Source organism: Clostridium sediminicola (genome assembly GCF_050402865.1).
Classification (GTDB): Bacteria; Bacillota; Clostridia; order Clostridiales; family Clostridiaceae; genus Clostridium_AF; species Clostridium_AF sediminicola.
Map to the genome: position 1 here is coordinate 1 of NZ_BAABMF010000028.1, position 18,980 is coordinate 18,980.

The window sequence follows — 18,980 nt, forward strand, 5'->3', positions numbered from 1 at the left end:
AACTATATATCTGGTGATTATAGCTTGAAGGTAACACCCGTTCCCATTCCGAACACGAAGGTTAAGCTTCAACACGCTGATGGTACTGCACGGGAGACTGTGTGGGAGAGTAGGACGTTGCCAGGTAACATGATTCACTAGCTCAGTCGGTAGAGCACTTGACTTTTAATCAAGTTGTCCGGGGTTCGATTCCCCGGTGGATCACCAAAACAGCATCTCATTTGAGATGCTGTTTTTTATTTGTATTTAAATTATAAATTTTTAATAGTATATTAGAGTTCATTAAATAGTTGAAAAAGTCAGTCTTTTTTGCTAAAGTAAAAGTTAGCTAGTAAAAATTTTGCAGAAAATTATAATTAATGCAACTATGATATTTGTATTTATTAGTATTAAACTTTAAGTTAATGAGACGTTTCTGTAAATTTTCTATGTGATTTAGTAATATATAAAATGAAATGTAGGTGAAAATATGGATGAAAAAATTTTAAAACAGATTTATGAAAGTGTGAAAAATGGACAAAGAGTTGCAATGGTAACTGTTACAGAGGCATTTGGGTCTGCTCCAAGAAAAAGTGGTTCAATGATGGCGGTTTGGCAGGATGGTAGAATTTTAGGATCAGTAGGTGGCGGTAAGGTAGAGTATGAAGTAATAAATGAAGCTAAAGAGTGTATAAAGAGAGGAAAGGATAGCCAATTCGAACATGTATTAAATGAAAAAGGCGAATTAGGTATGCAATGTGGAGGATCAGTCAAAGGATTTATAAAGATATTTAGTGCAAAGCCTAAACTTTTAATAGTTGGTGGAGGGCATATAGGAGAAAATCTTTATAAATTAGGTAAAATTCTTGGTTTTAATACTGTGGTTATTGATGATAGAGAGGAATTTGCAAACGAGATTAAATTTAAAGAAGCAGATGAAGTTTTACAAGGAAATATAGGGGAAATTCTTTTAAACTATGAGATTGATAATAATACTTATATAGTCATTGTAACAAAAGGCCATAAACAAGACAAGAATGCATTAAAAGCTGTAGTTTCAAGGCGAGCAGCTTATATAGGAATGATAGGAAGTAGAAATAAAAATACACATGTTATGAATAAGCTTTTGGAAGAAGGAGTATCAAAAGATGATTTGAAAAAAGTTTATGCTCCTATTGGGCTAAATATCACATCGGGAACACCAGAAGAAATAGCTTTTGGGATACTAAGTGAAATTCTTTTAATTAAGAATAATGGATCTTTAAATCATATGAGAGAGATTAAGAAGGTTGAATTTTGATATAAAAGTTAGTTATTTAGATAAAAGACTCTGCAGATATGAAATAGCTGAGGTGTTATTGATATGTATAGAAACATGAAATATTTTATTTTCGGAATAGTTTTTACAGCAATTTTAGTAGTAAGTATAGGAACATTAACTATTAATAATATATCATGGAAGTCACTTTTAGCACATTATAATGACACAAAAGAAGATCAAGTGGACTATTATATCAATACTGTTTATAAAGATTTAGAAAGTTTACTTATATCTCATTCAGTATGGACTGATGCAATTGTTGCTCTCAATAAAAAAGATTCTGAGTGGTTGACTGAAAACGCAACTAAGTATATTGTAGACGATAAGTCATATAATATAGACTTTATTTATATAATCTCCGAAGATAGAACTTTTACTCAAACTAATGGGGAAGATTATGAAAAGCAAGTGACTATGACAAAGAGTTTTACAGATGCATTATATAATGATAAATTGAGTAGTGAAATTGTTTGGATTAATGAAATACCAATATTAATTATTGCAAGTCCCTTTTTAGAGAATGATTATAAAAATCCTACGGGGTGTTATATTATTGCTAGAAAGATAGATGAACAACAATTGGAAGAACTCAAAAATGTTTTTGGCAAAAATGAAGCTTCTGCCATATCTATTACAAAAGAACCACTTACAGACTCGATAATATCAAATGATTATAAAGAAATTTCAATGAGTTATCCAATTGAATTTAACCAGAGTAAAGATTATATAAACATTACCATAAGTACCCCTACCTTTAACTATATTTTTAAAGAAAACGAAAATCAGAACATAGCAGTGATTGCAGTAATATTAATTATTGCAATGATAGTTTTACTAATTAACCTAAAAAAGATTGTTAATACAATTATTTTAGTTATTGATGGAGTTGAAGAGATATCAAATGGTAACTACAAAAAACATATAAAGAAACTTAAATCTAAGACTATGCCTGAACTAGATCGTTTGGTTAATTCGGTAAATAATATGTCTAAAAATATTGAGAGCAATATGGAAATAATTGAAGAACAAATAAAAACAATTAACCATAAATACTATGAAACAATAGAACTTATAGTGAATACTGTAGAAATGAATGATTCCTATACTTATCAGCATAGTATTTCTGTGTCAAAATATGCTCTGATTATTGGAAAAGCTATTGGCTATAAGGATTTAAAAAATTTAGAATTGGCTGCAAAACTTCATGACATCGGAAAGATTTCTATACCAACACATATTTTAAATAAGCCAGGCTCATTAACAGATGAAGAATATGAACTTATTAAAAAACATCCTGACAAAGGGAGCATTTTGGTAAATAAAATTGACGAATTTAAAGGTATCAGTGAAGCAATTAAATACCATCATGAACGGTATGATGGTAAAGGCTACCCACAAGGATTAGAGGGAGAGAATATTCCACTAATAGCTCAAATTATATCCATTGCTGATGTATATGATGCACTAACTTCGGATAGGTCCTATCGTAAGGCAATGACATGTAAAGATGCAATGAAGATTATTTTGAACGAGTCAGGAAAAATGTTTAATAAAAAACTTGTTGATGTTTTTTATGAGGAGATAAAAAAAATAGAATGTGATACGAATACCCAAGGATAATTTTATCAATTATCCTTGGAATAGTTTTATTATTTAAGATATCCTAGTTCAGAGATGTTATCTCCGAAAGTAGAAGTATCAATTATAAATTCTGGCATTCCCATATAACCTGCTGCTATCTCATATTCATTAAAAACTATTACGAGATTGCCATCTTCATTAATATAAAAATTTGCATTATTATCTATAGTTTTAAAATAATCTATAAAAAAGGCTGCATCTTCTTTCTTGTTTTTTTCATTCATTTGTAATATGATTTCATTATTTATAACATTTATATAATCATAATTTTTATTGAATAAATCTTCTAAAGTAAGCAATTTACTGTTTTTCAAATCTACATTATAATAGTATCCTGTTTCTGATGCGCTTGCTGCAATTTCTGTTGTAATAACCATAAAAGATAATAGATCATCACTATTTCTAATCAGTTTAAAATTCTGCTCTATTGTTTCGGGTATAGAAGTTAAAAAACCTGCTTCCTGAGACTCTTTTTTTATTTTTTCAGAGTTTTCAAATGCCTTATCATAAACAGTTATGGCTCGTTTTTTTAAAATTTGGTTTATTTCCTCTTGAACATTTGTGTCTTCTAGTCCTTCAATGGATGGAATTTCTATACTTATATGTCTATACTCATCATAAAGTGCCATTTTATCAAATGTTACAAGATTTACTATATTACTAATCACAGGTATATCAAGTAAATTTGCGGCAAATACTTTATTTACATTAACTAGACTTACGAATATTGCACATATACAAGCTGCACTTGCAAGAACTCTTTTAATTATTTTTTTTGAATTTTTTCTTTTTGGTAGAGTTTTCTCTTTGAATTTATTTTTTATATTAGCTAAATTTTTATCTGTGAACTCTGGAAGTTCACTTGAAAGCATATCTAATTTTTTTTCGCCTAGTTCAGAAATAAAGTTATCATATTTTTTCATAAACATTCTCCTTTTTAAATTTTTATTCTAGTTAATAAAGATTTTCGGCTATTATAAAGTTTATTACTTACTTCTTTAGCTGAAATATTTAATTTGAGAGCAATTTCCCTTGGTTTTAATTGATAAAAATATCTAAGTAGAAAAATTTCACTATCTGGTTTTTTAAGTTTTTTTGCAAAGTTATAAATCTCATCAATCATTTGCTTTTTAAATAATGCGTCTTCAATGTCATCAGTTTCTGTAATTAAGGCATCATCATAAGGGAGAAGAGGTGTTTTATTTATTTTTCTTACCTTATCTATTGCTTTACTTTTTGTAACAATACATAAATAAGATTTAATACTACCTCTTCCTTCATCGTATTTCTCAGGGTATTCCCATAAATATGCAAAGCTTTCTGCAACGCAGTCTTCAATATCTTCTATGCTACCAGTATTTTTAAGAATACCTGAAGCTATAACCCAAAGTAACTTACTATATTTATTTATTAAAAAGTCATAGGTTTTAGGAATGCGACTATGTACATCTCGCTGCAACTTCTTATCTTCCATATCGTTTATTACCTCCTTTATTTATTACTCATAATCGATTATACAAAATAATACGAACAAAGTAGTATTTTGACTTAAAAAAACTTGTAACATTTTTGTTATCCAAAATGGCTAGTAAATTGGTAATATATATATATAATGTATAATGGTTAAAACACAATTGAAAATGCTCAATTAAAATCTTTCATTTGCTAAAGGTATGAAAAACTGAAAACTTATAATTATAAAAAACTGGGGGAGTAAAAATATGAGATTAACATTACAAGAAATTGACAAAAGATTTGGAGATAAAAAAGTGTTAAAGAAAGCATCGTTTACTTTTGAAAAGGGTAAAATTTATGGACTTCTAGGGCGTAATGGAGCAGGAAAGACTACTCTTTTCAATTGTATTGGAGGAGATATAGAATATGAGGGAGGTAACGTTATTTTATCTGAGGAGAATAAAGAGGATAGTCCATTAGATTATTCCAGAGTAGGATATGTATATTCTTCGCCTATACTACCTGAGTTTTTAACAGGACATGAATTTGTTAAGTTTTTTATTGATATAAATAAAGATAGAATAGAAGATTTGCTTTCTATTGATGAGTATTTCGACATTATAAAAATTGATGAAAAAGATAGATATCGTTTAATTAAGGGATATTCACATGGAATGAAGAATAAAATTCAAATGCTGTGTATTATAATTACAAGACCTGCCATTATTTTATTGGATGAGCCATTGACTTCTTTTGATGTGGTTGTGGCACTTCAAATTAAAAATTTGCTAAAAGAAATAAAAAGTGAACATATTATAATATTTTCTACTCATATACTTCAGCTAGCAACTGATTTATGTGATGAGATAGTTGTTCTTAATGATGGAGTTTTGGAACTATTGGATCATGAAGTAATGAAGAGTCCAGAGTTTGAAGATGAAATTATGGATATTTTAAAGGAGGAAAGAAATGATTAATACGTTTTTAGCATCCTTTAAAGTTTCTTTTGCAACAGGAGGGAATACATTTATTTATTTTTTAAAAAGAGTACCCTTATTGGGAAAGGTTATATCTGATAATTTATATAAAGAGACCAATATAAAAATTGTTTTAGGAATTATAAGTGAGATATTCAGTATAATAGGAGGGTTCTTAAAGAAAGCTTTGTATCTAGGGTTAATGATTTTACTACCTTCATTTCTTATAAATCATTATTTATTAAAGGATATTAACTTATTACCAGAATTCTTACATATATTTTTCTTTTTAAGTTTTATTATTGGAACTTTGAGCAAACCAATAATTTTTGATAAACAAAATAAAAAAGCTTATGATATGATAGTTTTAATGAGAGCTGATGCTAAAGAGTTTTATCTCTTTGAATTATTAATTAATAGAATAATGAATTTTATATGGTTTACTTTACCGTTAGTGATTATTGGAAATTTTATTGGACTATCAGCAGGAAAAGCAGCAGTTACTATATTAGAGCTTACAGCTTTTAAATTTATAGGAGAGTGGCTCTATGTATTTATATACGAAAAGAAAGTAAAAGGTTTAAAGGACAAGAGTTTTGATGATAATTCATTAATCATTTCTATAATAGTAATTGCAGCACTTATATTCGCATATGCGTTACCTTCTTTTGGATGGACAATAAAATTTGATAGTTTATTATTTAATTTGATGTTTGAAAGCATTTCAGTTATTGCAGGAACAATGGCACTAATATATTTATTTAGATATAGAAAATATAAGGCTATAGCAAAAAAATTTCTTACTATGGATAGTATTACTTCTTTTGATGATATTATGAAGGATGCAAAATTCTCTGATGTAAAAGTTGATGAAGATAAAATAAGCAAGGAAAGCCTAGACAAAGAGATTTATAAGGATAAACAAGGTTATGAATATTTGAATGCTTTGTTCTTTTTGAGACATAAAAGAATAATTTCTAGACCAATAAGAACAAGGGTTATAATAATTGGGATTGGATTTATAGCTTGTGTGACAGCAGCATTATTTTTTCCACAAAGTAAAGAAAAATTAACTGTAGTAATCCATAATGGTGCTCCGGCGTGGGTATTTATAATGTACTTGATGTCCACTACTGAAAGAGTTTGTAGGGCTATGTTTCATAATTGTGATGTAAGTTTATTAGGGTATGCGTTTTATCGTGAAGGAAAAGTTATTTTAACCAATTTTACATATAGGTTAAGAAGAATTGTATTTTTCAATTTGATACCTGCATTTGTTCTATGTATAGCGTTGTGTTTAGTGTTGCTAATCAGTGGAGCTAGAAATCTAATAATAGGAACTATACCAATATTCTTATGCATAATTTGTTTATCTTGCTTTTTTTCAATTCACTACCTGTTTATGTACTATGTCCTTCAACCATATACAAAGAATATGGAAGTTAAAAGTCCATTATTTAAGTTTATCAATGGAGCAGTTTATTTTCTAAGTTATATAAGCATTAAAATAAAAACCACATCATTATATTTTGCGTATGGAGTAATTGGGGTTACATTTGTGTACATGATGATTGCACTATATTTAACTTATAAATTAGCCCCTAAGACTTTTAGATTGAAGTAGTGGGTAATTCATTGAAAAAAGGAGAGAGAATCAATGGGGGAGAAATCAAAACAAGATTACAATAAAATTATATTAATATATTTAGTCGCACTTTTAATAACACTAATATTATATCCATTTCATGTTATGAATAATGTTCACTTTTTAATGTTTTTATATTGGGGCATATATGGTTGTCAATTGCTTTTTTTTAAAAAGCTAATTAGAAAAGATCTTATATTTATCATAGGTATTATAATATTATATGCTATATTTTCGTTCAAACTATGTATATTTGCAAGAGCTGAGATTATGTTAGGCATTTGTTTTGTAATGCTCATTTCTTATTATTTATTTAAGGTCAGAGCAAAATATAAATGGATAAAGATACTATCGGTTATGCTTCTGATTCCATTAACTATTACTATAAGTACGCATTTAAGAAAAAATGAATTGATAAAGGATAGAGTACTTGAGAAGCGTATAAAAGAAATGATTAAAATAGAAAATGATATTTCAGTAGAAGACCTAACTTTAGATAATTTAAAGAAGATAAGGAGACTACACATATGGGGAGACAACAATGTCTATGATCTAGAAGGTATAGAATACTGTTATAATTTAGAAAAATTAGAGGTTGATTGTAGAGGAGTTAAAAATTTAGAAGCTATAGGCATGTTAAATAATTTAAAAGAACTATATATATATGAAGAAAATTCATATAGATTAGAAAAAATTAGTGGTTTAGAATCTTTAGATATATTAAGGCTTTCACATGTTAAAATTAATAATGGATATTCGATAAAGAATTTTTCGGGATTGAAAGAATTAGAATTAAATGAAGTGAAATGCAAAGATTTATCCTTTACGAAGGAATTAAAAGAACTTGAAAAGTTAAGTTTAGGTGGTTGTGCAATTGGAAGTTTGGATGGGATACAATATTTATCAAATCTAAAAAGATTAGAGCTTAACCATACAGAAGTAAAAAATATTGATAAGATTAAGGAATTAAAATCTCTAGAAGAATTAGAGTTATGTAAGAGTGAATTTGGTGATGTTGACAAGCTTCAGAAAGAAACGGATTTTAAAATATCAGTTAGAGAAGAGACTTATATAGATAAGATATTGTATAAAAATGATTAAGAATTTATTTAGGAATATAAATTATCTAAAGGTTTAGAATTAATCTTCACCTTAATATTAGAATTTTCAAATTTTAGTGTATAATATATTTACATAGCAATAGAAACGAGGTGCACAAATGAAGAAATTAGGTTTTTCAAAACAAATAGTAATTTTACTCATGTCCTTGGTAATTATTTGCACAGTATTAACTGGGGTTATTAGCTATAAAGTCGCATCAGACCAAAATAACTATCTGGTGATGAATAATCTTCAGACTTTGACTGATTCAACATATAATCTAATCGATTCGTCTGTTAATGCATCTATTAAAAATCATCTTAGAGGTATTGCAGAGAAGAATAAAAATATAGTTGAACTCTATTATGAAAAATTTGTAGCTGGGGAACTATCGGAGTTAGAAGCCAAGAAGGCTATCTTAACTATTTTTTCCAATCAAAAAATTGCAGAAACAGGATATATTTATATTGTAGATTCTACAGGAATTTTGAGAGAACACCCTGTATTAAAGGGAGAAGATATATCCAGTTATGATTTTATAAAAAAGCAAATTGAAAAAAAGGATGGTTACATAGAATATTTATGGAAAAATCCTGAAGACCAAAAGGAACAAGAAAAAGTACTGTATATGACATATTTTGAACCTTGGGACTATATTATTTCTGTTTCATCCTATAAGTCAGAATTTATAAAACTTGTTAATACACATGACTTTGAAGAGAATATACTTTCAGTTAAAATTGGAAAAACCGGATATATGTATGTTATGAATTCTTTAGGAAACTTGATTATACATCCCAAACAAGAAGGAAAGAGTATTTATAATTATGTTGATTCAGAAGGGAACTACTTTGTACATGAGATTATAAAAAAGAAAAATGGTGATATTATATATCCATGGAAAAACCCAGAGGATGAAGATTATAGAGATAAAATAGTAATATATAAATATTATGAACCTATGGATTGGTACCTTTGCAGTGGGGGTTATATTGATGAAATTACTAAACCTATAGACGAATTGAAAGAACGTTTATTTATAGTTTTTATTTTTGTATTCATTTTGGCAGCTATTATTGCACTTATTTATAGTAAGATTATTCTTATTCCTATTAAGAATCTTATCACAGCTATGGAAAAAGTTATCGGTGGACAGTTTGATATAAAAATTGAAAACAATAGAAATGATGAAATAGGCGAACTTACAAAGATATTTAATGATATGGTTTTTAAAATTAAAAATTATATGGAAGAGCTAAGAATATCGAATTGTAGGTTAGAGGAAAGTAATATTAATTTAGAAAATAAAGTTCAAGAAAGAACTAGGCAACTAGAAAAATTATCAAATTTAGATGGTCTTACAGGAATACCTAATAGAAGGAAAATGGATGAATATTTAGAACAAGTATGGAATGAATCAATAAATAATGAAGAACCATTGTCTCTTTTACTAATGGATATTGACTACTTCAAAAATTACAATGATACTTATGGACACCCTGTTGGTGATGATTGTTTGAAAATAGTTGCTAGAACTATAAAAGACATGTTAAGAAAAGAAATCGATTTTGTAGCAAGATATGGTGGAGAAGAATTTCTTGCTATCTTAAAAAATACAGATGAAAAGACTGCTTTAACTTTAGCAGAAAGGATTAGAAAAGGAATAGAAGATTCCAATATTCCTCATAAATCTTCAGAGATTGCTGATTATGTTACAGTTAGTATAGGTGTTTGTACAATGAATCAGTTTTCTAAAGGCGATATAAACACAATTATTAAATTAACAGATGAGGCTTTATATAAAGCTAAAACATCAGGACGAAATAGAGTAGAGCTAAATAATTTAAGTTAGAACGTGGAGGAACATCATAATATGAAATAGATGAAATGAATACAAAGGAATACGCAGAATACAAAGAAAAAGGCTATTATCATTTTCTTTATTTGTGCGATTTGGAAGAAGATAAAATATATTTGATAGAAGATTTAAAGATAGTAAATGGGCTTGCAGTAGTACATGGCTTAATTGACTGCCTTCCAACATTTTCACATAAAAATGAAGAGTATTTGATTTTTAATGAGGCTTATATGCATGATTATGAATATGAACTAGTTATTTATGATGCAATACAAGAAAATAAGATAAATAAAGATTTAATTACGGATATAGAGGCACTATATTTGATTAGTGTTAAAGATTTTACAGAGGCTATTAAATCAGGAAATCGAAATATTCCATTTAAAGAAATTAGTAAAAGATATTTAAATGGATGGGTAAGATATCTAGCAATGGATAAGGAAAATATATATTATAGGGAAAAAGATTTTCAAACTCAAATGGAAAAGATATATAAAGTAAATAAAGAGAATTTTGAACCAATAGTTGTAAAGGAAATTGACCATAAAAAGATTGTAGGGAGATTGTTTTATGGTGATGAAATATATGAAAAAATTGAATTAGAAGACAATATTATGATAAAAGGATTGTATAATTGTGATTATAATTTGAACTTTCAAAATCTTAAAAATATATGGTTTGATGGTTTAATAAATGATAGATATTTAATTACTAATCAATGGATTGAAGATGAAGAGGACAATTATTTCGAGTTTGTCTATGTTACAGATACAAAAGATAATAAATCCATTAAGTATGATGGGACATGTAAAATTTATAACGATTGTGTGATTATATATGACAATTCAGGGTATTGGGAATAAAATAAAAGCCAAGGGATTCAGTACTGAGATCCTTGGCTTTTCTATAGATTATTTTTTGTTTTTGTTATCTGAAGTAGTCTTGTCTTTCTTCTTTTGAGGTTTTTCTTCTTTTTCTTCTACGATTTGGACGCCACAATTGCATCCTGCACTAGTTTTAAATAATCCACCGAATAAACCTTTTTTCTTTTCACTCATTGTTATTCCCCTTTCTAATATTAACTAAAGATAAGATTAAAAGCGATTCCTGTTAATGTAGCAACACTAAACACTGAAAGAACGAATGCAAAAACCATTTTCTTCTTGAAAATTGTATTTAGTAATGTTACTTCAGGAATACTAGCTCCAGCACCACCTATTACCAAAGCAATAATAGCACCCATACTCATACCAGAAGCATTTAAAGCTTTTGCAATAGGAATCATTGTTTCTGTTCTTACATACATAGGAACACCAATGATAGCTGCTGTAGGAACTGCGAAGAAATTAGATGGTCCTGCGTATTTCACAATAAACTCTTGTGGAACAAAACCATATATAAATGCACCAACACCTGCACCAAATATTAAGAATGGAATAACTTTTACAAATAAGCTAAAGGTATCTTTTGTAGCATATTTAAAAACTGCTTTATGACGTTCAGCTTTTGTACCTTCAATCTTGTCAAAAGTTATTTCATCATGGCCCTCTCCTTGAATAGTCACATTTTTAATTTGATCTTCCATGCCAAGTTTTTCTAAAACATAACCTATAAATGTTGCAAATATGAAAGTGAATACAAAATATATCCCGGTTGCCTTTAGGCCGAAGAACTTTAGAAATAGCACAATGATCATCGGATTTAGTACTGGCGAAGCGATAAGGAATGATATCGTTCCTCCAAATGGTGCACCACTTTTAAATAAGCCAACTAAAATTGGAATTGTCGAGCAAGAACAGAATGGTGTTACTGCTCCTAAAGCCGCACCAATGATATTTTGCAAACGCTTATGGGGTTTGGTCAACACTTTTTTGATAGTATCTTTTGAAATATATCGTTGGAGCAACGCAACGATAAAGCTGATAATAATAAATAGAAGGATTAATTCTGTGAAGATTAGCTTGAAAAAATCCCAAGCAATAGTTAGATTGTTTACATTGAACATTTTATTTCACCTCGTTAATTATAGGGAATCCATTGTGAAACTTAATTTATACATGTTCCAAAATCTCGGGCATCAGTGAGTTATGGTACATGTATAAATTAATAGTTGAACTGGAATCTCTATATAGATATTTTACTGCGAAATTTGATTTATTTTTCCTACAAGGTTATTATAGTATATAAATAGGATATTAAGTAAGTATGCACTTTTTTGTAACTAGTATCTAAAAGGTTACTATAAAGTGCTATAACTCGTGGAATTAGGAGGGTGAGAAATGGATAAAAAATTTGAAATTATTAATGTTTTGAGTAGTGAAGAATGCGGTATTGAGTATACACTTTCAAAAATGGGAGGAAAATGGAAGCCTTTAATACTTTGGCTTCTAGCGAAAAATGGTACAAAAAGGTATGGTGAAATCAGACGATTTATACCTAAAGTCACTAATAAAATGCTAAGTCAACAATTGAAGGAATTAGTAGGTGATGGTTTCATTAAGAGGAAAGATTATAAAACTATTCCACCAAAAGTGGAGTATTCAATTACTAAAGAAGGTCTATCATTGGTACCAATTCTAGACTTGATGTGTGCTTGGGGATACGAAAGGAAAAAATAAGAAATACTGAAGGTTTGTCAATATTATAAGATTATGATAATATATATATCGGAATTTATAACAAATGGAGGAAATGAAATTATGAATGATTTACCAAATTGTCCGAAATGTAATTCAGAATACACTTATGAAGATGGAAACTTATTAGTTTGTCCAGAATGCGCTTATGAGTGGACTTTAGCATCAGAAACAGAAAATAGTGAAGATGATAAAGTTTTTAAAGATGCAAATGGAAATATATTAACTGATGGTGATACTGTAACAGTAATAAAAGATCTTAAAGTAAAAGGAAGCTCTTCATCAATAAAAAAAGGTACTAAAGTGAAAAATATACGTTTGGTTGATGGAGATCATGATATTGATTGTAAAATTGAGGGTTTTGGGGCTATGAAATTAAAATCTGAATTTGTTAAAAAGGCATAGTATATAATAATAAGCTAAGTAATCCAGTTATTTAGAAGTAAGAACAGTTTGTTTTTAAACTACCATGATTAGTTAAAGAACTATAGTACATGGTAGTTTAAATTTTAAGGCTAATTAAACGTGATTTTCATAATAATTTCTTATAATAGGATTTATAAGAAGTCTAATTAAAATTAGTGAAAGAATAATTATCATTCCTACCAGTGATATATTTAATAACTTTGCTATTATAAGTGCAATAATTGTACAAAAATCCATTATATAATTTACTAGTTCTCCTGATTTAGCATTTATAAAAATTGTACGTTCATCATGCATATCTATTATATTTCTGCTTTTTCCATTTTGGGTAGTTGAATCTTTACTTTCTTTTAAATATATTTCTATAGATATTCCAATTAAAGCAATACCTAATCCACCAAATATAAAGCTAAACGTTCCATAATGTATCCAACTATATATTATCGTAAAAATACCAATAATTATTGTTATTAAAGTTGCAAATTTTTTATTCTTCATTTTTATTCTCCTCCTTAAAAATAAACAAATTTTCAATACTAACATGAAATACTTGTGCTATGTTATAGGCTAAAAGCACAGATGGATTGTATTGCCCTTTTTCCAAAGAAATAATGGTTCTAGATGAAACTGAGACTAGATCAGCTAATTGCTGTTGTGTCATATTAGCATTAATTCTAAATTCCTTTATGCGGTTTTTCATTTATTCACCCACCATAAAATATTTTTTTGACAGTTAACAAACCTCCTTTATAGAATTTGTATTTGAAGATAACATGAAGTAAACTTCACATGAAGTTTACTTCATGTTATCATTTTATGGAAATTTTGTCAACTTAAAACCTAAGAATGGTAAATATTCAATTTTTATATTTTTATTGATATATAGATTAAAGTATTGGTATACTTTATGTAGATAATTAGTATTTGAACAAGTCTCAATAAATTAATTCATTAGAGAATGTAAACAATAGATTTAATAGGAAGGTGATAATGAAATGCTATTTATACAATATCCTAAATGTTCAACTTGTAAGAAAGCTAAGAAATGGTTAGATGATAAAGGAATTCAATATGAAGATAGACATATAGTAGAAAATAATCCTACAAAAGAAGAATTAAAAGTTTGGTATAAGCTGTCTGGATATCCTATAAAGAGATTTTTCAATACAAGTGGAAAAGCTTATAGAGAATCAGGAATGAAAGACAAAATTCCTAATATGACTGAAGAGGAAATTTTTGAAGTACTAGCTTCAGATGGAATGATGGTAAAAAGACCTATAGTAGTTGGTGAAGATTTTGTATTAGTAGGTTTTAAGGAAAAAGAATGGACAATTGTTGAAGTTTGATGAATGATATGATAATATTATTCCTATGACAATTGAATATTGGAAATTCTCCTATATAATCTCGGTAATATGGATCGAGAGTCTCTACTGGATAGCCGTAAATTATCCTCCTATGGTGTGGAAGTTTAGTTTTTTGTAGTTAATTTTTAGTTTAATATATAAAAAAATCTAGAAATCTCACATGATGAGGTTTCTATTTTTTTAAAATAAATGGGAAGGTGTTTAGATGAAATCAATAATTGGAAAATCTATTCCAAGGGTAGATGGATGGGAAAAAGTAACCGGAAAAACAAAATACCCTAGTGATTTTTGTATGCCAAATATGTTGTATTTAAAAATGGTAAGAGCTACTGAAGCTCATGCGCTTATAAAAGACATTGATATATCTGCAGCAGATAATATAGAAGACGTTTATGTTTTTACTGCTAAGGATGTAACAGAAAACTCGTATGGAAATATAATAAAAGATCAACCAGTATTTTGTGATAAAAAGGTAAGGTTTTATGGAGAGCCAGTTGCAATGGTTGCAGCACCAACAAAAGCATTGGCTGTAGCTGCAGCAGAAAAAATAAAAATTCAATATGAATCTCTGCCTATAGTAGAAGACCCAGAAGATGCTTTGGATTCTAAAACTCCAAATCTTCATCCTAATGGAAATCTAGCAGGGGATCTTCATTTTGAGAATAGGGATATTGATAAAGGATTTCGTGAATCCAAACTGGTATTAGAAGAAGTTTTTAAAGTTCCTATGATTGATCATATGTATATGGAGACAGAAGCAGGTATTTCTTATATGGATGAAGAAGAAAATCTAACTGTTCTTGTAGGAACGCAAAACGCATTTCATGATAGAAGAGAAATAAGTCATACATTAGGAATCCCTTTAGAAAAGGTTAGGGTTAAAGGACTTATTACAGGAGGCGGATTTGGCGGAAAAGATGGAAACACTGTACAAATCTATTTAGCGTTAGCTACTTTAAAAACAGGAAGACCAGCAAAACTTATTTTTAGTAGAGAAGAATCTTTAGCAACATCCTATAAAAGACATCCAGCAAAAGTTTATATAAAAATGGGATTCTCAGAAGATGGAAAGATTAAAGCTTTTAAAGGAAAGGTTTATTTTGATACAGGAGCTTATACAGCTCTAGGGCCTGCAGTATTAGGACTCGGAACAGAGCATTTTGCAGGACCTTATGAAATAGAAAATATAAAGCTTGATGGATATTTATCATTTACAAATAAACCACCTGCAAGTGCTATGCGTGGATTTGGTGCTCCACAGGTATTGTTTGCAACAGAGACACTTATAAATAGAGCTGCTAAGATATTGGGAATAGATTCTATTGATATTAGAATAAAGAATGCTTTAGAAACAGGTAAGGAAGGTCCTTTTGGACAAATAATGAAGCATTCAGTAGGAATTAAGGAAGCTTTAGAAAAAATAAAAGAATCTCACTTATGGAAACAAAGAGCAGAAAACAAAGACGAAAATATAGTTTATGGTATTGCAGCAGGCTTTTTAAGTTGCGGTATGGGTGCAGGCATATATGATGGCGCGAAGGTTAAAATCGAGAAAAAAGGTGAAAGATATCTTGTTTCGATTGGAACAGTAGAAATAGGACAAGGGAGTATAACAACTTATGTTCAATTATCAGCAGAAGCACTAGGAGTGCCTACAGATATGATTGATGTTGTATATGCAGATACTAAAAAAACATTTGATTGCGGTTCTGTTGCGGCATCAAGAACTACTTATATAATTGGAAAAGCTATAATTGAGGCAGCGAAGAATTTAAATGAGAATCAAGAAGACTATGCAGTAGGAGAAGCAGTATTCCCAGAGTCTAGTAAAAGAGATATTGGAATAGGACTTCCTCATGTGATGTATACATTTTTAGCAAATGCAGTAAAGATGCAAGTAAACCCATTAACAGGAGAAATAAAATTACTTGATATTGTTGCAGCAACAGAAGCTGGTAAAATTATTAATCCTTCTGGCTTAGCAGGACAAATTCAAGGGGGAATTGGACAGGGTGTAGGATATGCACTAATGGAAAATATGCAGTTTAGGAATGGACAATTGTTGCAGAAAAATTTATCAACATATTTAATTCCTACTACCATGGATGTATGCCCAATAGAAAGTCTTACTGTTGATGCTTATGAAGAAAGTGGACCATATGGAGCAAAGGGAGCTGCAGAGGTAGGAACAGTTGCAATAGCTCCTGCAATAACTGGTGGACTGGTTGATAAATGGGATCTTTGTATTAATGAGCTTCCGATATCAAGAGAATCAATTGTAAAACAGTTAAGAGAAAAAGGCGTCCTCGAAGACTATATTGCAAGGAAGCATAATAAAATCTAAGAAAATAGAGGAGGGACCGTTAAATGAATAAATATAGCTTTAAAGTGAATGGAAAAAATATTACTGTGGAATCCTCGGATACAACAACTTTGCTAGAAATTCTTAGAGAAGATTTAGGATTAATCGGGACAAAAGAAGGTTGTGGAAAAGGCGAATGTGGCGCTTGTACGGTTTTATTAAACGGAAAAGCGGTGAATTCTTGTATCATACTTGTGCCTCAAGTAGAAGGGCAAGAAGTCATTACTATAGAGGGATTAAATGATGATCTAGAATCAAAACATATACAAGAAGCTTTTATTGACGAAGGAGCAGTACAGTGTGGATTTTGTACCCCAGGAATGGTTGTATCTTCAAAAGCTTTATTAATGAAGAATGATAACCCTTCTAAAGAAGAAATTCGTGAAGGACTTTCTGGAAATTTATGTCGTTGTACTGGTTATACAAAAATTATAGATGCTGTTGAAGAAGCTGCAAGGAGGATTAATGATGAAGATTTATAATCCTACTGAAATTTCAAGAGTACTTGAGTTTTTAGAAGAACATAAAGGGAATGGAAGACTTTTGGCTGGAGGTACAGATTTAGTTGTAAAATATAAAGAAAAAGCCATTCCATATGATTTTATTTGTAATATTTTAAAAGTAAAAGAACTGAAGCATATTAAAGAAGATGAAGACAGTGTAAGGATTGGATCTTTGGTGACTCATGAAGAATTGGTTGAATCATCTTTAGTTAATAAACATATTACTATACTAAGAGATGCATGTAAAATTGTAGGTTCTCCACAAATTAGAAATAGAGGAACTATTGGGGGGAATATTGGTACTGCGTCACCTGCAGGAGATACACTTCCAGTTTTATCAGTATTAGGTGCAAGTTTGAAAATCATAAGCATAGATGGAGAAAGAACTGTTCCTATCAGAGATTTTTTCACTGGACCTGGAAAAACTGTGTTAAAAGAAAATGAAATGATAGAAGAAATTATTGTTCCAAAAATGAAGGAAGAAAAAGGATTTTATACTAAGTTAGGCTCACGTAATGCATTAGCTATTTCTATTGTAGGGGTAGCGGCTAAGGTGAAATGTAAAGATAAAGGATTTGAAAATGTTGAGGTTGCTTTTGGTTCTGTTGGACCTACAGTAATTTATAAGAGAATAGAAGAATTAGAACAAAGAAATTTGACAAAACAAAAACTTTGGGATTATATCCAATCTATAAAAGAAAATATCAATCCTATAACTGATATAAGAGCAACAGCTGAATATAGAAAAGAAATGAGTGCTAACTTACTTTATGAAGGATTGAGTGAAATTTTATTTTAAATAATATTATAATTTGGTATTGCATGGTAAAATAAAAGTGGTATAATGTAATTGAGCTTTTAATTAAGTTGTGCAGATAAGGATGGCTTTGCATACCCGCGTAGGGGTCGCTAAAATCTACGCAGCACCGGATCTGACGGTAACAATCAGATTGTCATCCAGACATTGTTAATCAATGTCTTTTTTTTATACGAGGTTTTTAAAATGTATAATTCGTATGACTTAACTAAGTTGGAAAAAGTACCCAAATTTGATGAGTTTAGTTTAAGTATATTGGCAGAATATTATATATCTAGCCTTTGTAGCAATAAATTTGTGTATTTTTGTTCAGATGATTTTGGGAATAAATATCAGTTAGCTGTGAGTTTTAATATAGGAAACTTTGCACATTTATCAGGTATAGATAAGTGTGTATCAAATCGATATGGTGCATTAGAGATTTTTAACAATATAAAAAGTGGTACATGGGAAAAGAACCAGATTAAAAAAATGGACAAGTCAAAGAAAAAATCAAATTTTAAAGACGCAAAAAAAAGAATGAGATATATGACTATGGTATATAGTATTATGCAAAACCCTTCAGTTATTAGATTCAATCCTAATTTAGTTGTACCTTCAACTAATGTTAAATCAAAATACTTAATTACAGAATTTATAGAAAATACATATGTTCATTTAGGAGTAGATATACCTAGAGAAATTAAAGCAGATTATGAGGAAATATTGTTTCCTAGAACTTTATTAATTGAGGGAAAAGAAAAATTTTTAGAAGGACAAGCTGAATATAAAGTAAATAAAGTTTTAATTATTAATAAATCAATGATGGATAGTTTAGATGAAGTTGCTGCTACAAAAGATGATGGGGTGGAATAAACTCATTATCTTTTTTTATATGCAAAATAGAAAGGAA

Annotated in this window: 20 protein-coding genes, 1 tRNA gene, 1 rRNA gene and 1 riboswitch; of the genes, 16 read left to right on the plus strand and 6 right to left on the minus strand. The window is 29.2% G+C overall.

Going from position 1 to position 18,980, the window contains the following annotated elements; all coding sequences use genetic code 11:
• The first annotated feature begins 9 nt into the window (after positions 1-9).
• The 4 genes from rrf (at position 10) to ACQ3F0_RS24445 (ending at position 2,920) form a co-directional block, all read left to right on the plus strand.
• Positions 10-126: ribosomal RNA gene (gene rrf / locus ACQ3F0_RS24430) — 5S ribosomal RNA — on the plus strand.
• A 5-nt stretch (positions 127-131) separates the two neighbouring features.
• Positions 132-207 (plus strand) — tRNA-Lys (locus ACQ3F0_RS24435).
• Between the two features lie 262 nt (positions 208-469).
• The gene (locus tag ACQ3F0_RS24440; protein ID WP_428868412.1) at positions 470-1,279 is read left to right on the plus strand and encodes an XdhC family protein; all 810 of its coding nucleotides are present in this window, start codon (positions 470-472) and stop codon (positions 1,277-1,279) included.
• 63 nt (positions 1,280-1,342) lie between these two features.
• A complete protein-coding gene (locus tag ACQ3F0_RS24445) occupies positions 1,343-2,920 on the plus strand; it encodes an HD domain-containing phosphohydrolase (protein ID WP_428868413.1) in 1,578 nt (525 codons plus the stop codon).
• Between the two features lie 29 nt (positions 2,921-2,949).
• Here the strand turns inward: ACQ3F0_RS24445 and ACQ3F0_RS24450 are convergent, their stop codons facing one another.
• Entirely contained in the window at positions 2,950-3,864 is a 915-nt protein-coding gene (locus tag ACQ3F0_RS24450; protein WP_428868414.1) for an anti-sigma-V factor rsiV, read from the minus strand.
• 14 nt (positions 3,865-3,878) lie between these two features.
• The gene (locus ACQ3F0_RS24455; protein WP_428868415.1) at positions 3,879-4,415 is read right to left on the minus strand and encodes a sigma-70 family RNA polymerase sigma factor; all 537 of its coding nucleotides are present in this window, start codon (positions 4,413-4,415) and stop codon (positions 3,879-3,881) included.
• A gap of 247 nt (positions 4,416-4,662) precedes the next feature.
• On the opposite strand from ACQ3F0_RS24455, the gene ACQ3F0_RS24460 reads away from it, so the two are divergent.
• The 5 genes from ACQ3F0_RS24460 to ACQ3F0_RS24480 all read left to right on the plus strand — a co-directional run bounded on the left by ACQ3F0_RS24460 (position 4,663) and on the right by ACQ3F0_RS24480 (position 10,840).
• Positions 4,663-5,373, plus strand: coding sequence for an ABC transporter ATP-binding protein (locus tag ACQ3F0_RS24460; protein WP_428868416.1), 711 nt, complete (start codon positions 4,663-4,665; stop codon positions 5,371-5,373).
• Positions 5,366-6,997, plus strand: a complete 1,632-nt coding sequence (locus ACQ3F0_RS24465) for a hypothetical protein (protein WP_428868417.1) — start codon at positions 5,366-5,368, stop codon at positions 6,995-6,997. Before ACQ3F0_RS24460 ends, ACQ3F0_RS24465 begins: the two co-directional genes overlap by 8 nt.
• A 33-nt stretch (positions 6,998-7,030) precedes the next feature.
• Entirely contained in the window at positions 7,031-8,119 is a 1,089-nt protein-coding gene (locus tag ACQ3F0_RS24470; RefSeq protein ID WP_428868418.1) for a leucine-rich repeat domain-containing protein, read from the plus strand.
• 118 nt (positions 8,120-8,237) lie between these two features.
• On the plus strand, positions 8,238-9,971 hold the full coding sequence (locus tag ACQ3F0_RS24475; RefSeq protein ID WP_428868419.1) for a sensor domain-containing diguanylate cyclase: 1,734 nt from the start codon (positions 8,238-8,240) through the stop codon (positions 9,969-9,971).
• A 35-nt stretch (positions 9,972-10,006) separates the two neighbouring features.
• Entirely contained in the window at positions 10,007-10,840 is an 834-nt protein-coding gene (locus tag ACQ3F0_RS24480) for a hypothetical protein (RefSeq protein WP_428868420.1), read from the plus strand.
• A 48-nt stretch (positions 10,841-10,888) separates the two neighbouring features.
• Here ACQ3F0_RS24480 and ACQ3F0_RS24485 read toward each other — a convergent pair whose 3' ends face one another.
• The gene (locus ACQ3F0_RS24485; RefSeq protein WP_428868421.1) at positions 10,889-11,035 is read right to left on the minus strand and encodes a hypothetical protein; all 147 of its coding nucleotides are present in this window, start codon (positions 11,033-11,035) and stop codon (positions 10,889-10,891) included.
• Between the two features lie 20 nt (positions 11,036-11,055).
• On the minus strand, positions 11,056-11,982 hold the full coding sequence (locus ACQ3F0_RS24490; RefSeq protein ID WP_428868422.1) for a permease: 927 nt from the start codon (positions 11,980-11,982) through the stop codon (positions 11,056-11,058).
• Positions 11,983-12,256: 274 nt separating this feature from the next.
• Between ACQ3F0_RS24490 and ACQ3F0_RS24495 the strand changes: the two genes are divergently transcribed.
• The gene (locus ACQ3F0_RS24495) at positions 12,257-12,595 is read left to right on the plus strand and encodes a winged helix-turn-helix transcriptional regulator (protein ID WP_428868423.1); all 339 of its coding nucleotides are present in this window, start codon (positions 12,257-12,259) and stop codon (positions 12,593-12,595) included.
• 81 nt (positions 12,596-12,676) lie between these two features.
• Positions 12,677-13,018 (plus strand): zinc ribbon domain-containing protein YjdM, encoded by a 342-nt coding sequence (locus ACQ3F0_RS24500; protein ID WP_428868424.1) that lies wholly within the window; start codon positions 12,677-12,679, stop codon positions 13,016-13,018.
• 114 nt (positions 13,019-13,132) lie between these two features.
• Here the strand turns inward: ACQ3F0_RS24500 and ACQ3F0_RS24505 are convergent, their stop codons facing one another.
• Positions 13,133-13,537: a hypothetical protein gene (locus ACQ3F0_RS24505; protein WP_428868425.1), complete on the minus strand. Its 405-nt coding sequence runs from the start codon at positions 13,535-13,537 to the stop codon at positions 13,133-13,135.
• Positions 13,527-13,739 carry a helix-turn-helix transcriptional regulator gene (locus ACQ3F0_RS24510; protein WP_428868426.1) on the minus strand — a complete coding sequence of 71 codons (213 nt, stop codon included), beginning with the start codon at positions 13,737-13,739 and terminating at the stop codon, positions 13,527-13,529. Before ACQ3F0_RS24510 ends, ACQ3F0_RS24505 begins: the two co-directional genes overlap by 11 nt.
• Before the next feature lie 295 nt (positions 13,740-14,034).
• Here ACQ3F0_RS24510 and ACQ3F0_RS24515 point away from each other — a divergent pair, with 295 nt between their 5' ends.
• The 5 genes from ACQ3F0_RS24515 (at position 14,035) to ACQ3F0_RS24535 (ending at position 18,943) form a co-directional block, all read left to right on the plus strand.
• The gene (locus ACQ3F0_RS24515) at positions 14,035-14,385 is read left to right on the plus strand and encodes an arsenate reductase family protein (protein WP_428868427.1); all 351 of its coding nucleotides are present in this window, start codon (positions 14,035-14,037) and stop codon (positions 14,383-14,385) included.
• A 31-nt stretch (positions 14,386-14,416) separates the two neighbouring features.
• Positions 14,417-14,518: riboswitch (purine riboswitch) on the plus strand.
• 93 nt (positions 14,519-14,611) lie between these two features.
• Positions 14,612-16,750 (plus strand): xanthine dehydrogenase family protein molybdopterin-binding subunit, encoded by a 2,139-nt coding sequence (locus tag ACQ3F0_RS24520; RefSeq protein WP_428868428.1) that lies wholly within the window; start codon positions 14,612-14,614, stop codon positions 16,748-16,750.
• 23 nt (positions 16,751-16,773) lie between these two features.
• Positions 16,774-17,250, plus strand: coding sequence for a (2Fe-2S)-binding protein (locus tag ACQ3F0_RS24525; RefSeq protein WP_428868429.1), 477 nt, complete (start codon positions 16,774-16,776; stop codon positions 17,248-17,250).
• Positions 17,237-18,070 carry an FAD binding domain-containing protein gene (locus ACQ3F0_RS24530; RefSeq protein WP_428868430.1) on the plus strand — a complete coding sequence of 278 codons (834 nt, stop codon included), beginning with the start codon at positions 17,237-17,239 and terminating at the stop codon, positions 18,068-18,070. Before ACQ3F0_RS24525 ends, ACQ3F0_RS24530 begins: the two co-directional genes overlap by 14 nt.
• 204 nt (positions 18,071-18,274) lie before the next feature.
• Positions 18,275-18,943, plus strand: a complete 669-nt coding sequence (locus ACQ3F0_RS24535) for a PBECR4 domain-containing protein (protein ID WP_428868431.1) — start codon at positions 18,275-18,277, stop codon at positions 18,941-18,943.
• Positions 18,944-18,980: the final 37 nt, after the last annotated feature.